The 549-nt window shown below is 62.1% G+C and carries 2 protein-coding genes; both read left to right on the top strand.

All coding sequences use genetic code 11. The features are described 5' to 3' along the window. Positions 1-11: 11 nt before the first annotated feature. The gene (locus EN991_RS39100) at positions 12-320 is read left to right on the top strand and encodes a chorismate mutase (protein ID WP_127370678.1); all 309 of its coding nucleotides are present in this window, start codon (positions 12-14) and stop codon (positions 318-320) included. A gap of 37 nt (positions 321-357) precedes the next feature. Then, positions 358-549, top strand: a 192-nt coding sequence (rpsP, locus tag EN991_RS39095) for a 30S ribosomal protein S16 (RefSeq protein WP_127370677.1), incomplete at its 3' end; no start/stop codon positions are given.

The following is a 549-nucleotide window of genomic DNA, read 5'->3' as shown; positions in this document are numbered from 1 at the left end:
AAGAAAAGGACATGGCCGACGCCCGCGCCCTCCTGGCAGATTACCGGGCGTCGATCGACAACATCGACGCAGCCCTCATCCACATGCTTGCCGAGCGCTTCCGCTGCACCAAGGCGGTTGGCGTGCTGAAGGCGACTCATGGCTTGCCGCCGGCCGACCCGGCACGCGAGCAGCAGCAGATCGCCCGGCTTCGCCAGCTGGCGAAGGATGCCCATCTCGACCCGGATTTCGCGGAAAAGTTCCTCAACTTCGTCGTCCGCGAAGTGATCCGCCACCACGAACAGATCGCCGCTTCCAACGGCGTGACGAAAACCAACTGAAACCCAATCAACGAACTTAGTTTTTAGGAGAAAAGAAATGCCGTTGAAGATCCGACTGGCCCGTGCGGGCTCGAAGAAGCGTCCTTATTACCACGTCGTCATTGCCGACGCCCGTTCGCCGCGTGACGGCCGGTTCATCGAGTCCATCGGCTCGTGGAACCCGCTGCTGCCCAAGGACGGCGAACGCGTCAAGGTCGACGCCGACCGCGTCAAGCATTGGCTGGGCGCC

Source organism: Mesorhizobium sp. M7A.F.Ca.US.005.03.2.1 (assembly GCF_003997795.1).
Classification (GTDB): Bacteria; Pseudomonadota; Alphaproteobacteria; order Rhizobiales; family Rhizobiaceae; genus Mesorhizobium; species Mesorhizobium ciceri.
This window is presented reverse-complemented; position numbering and strand designations above follow the sequence as displayed.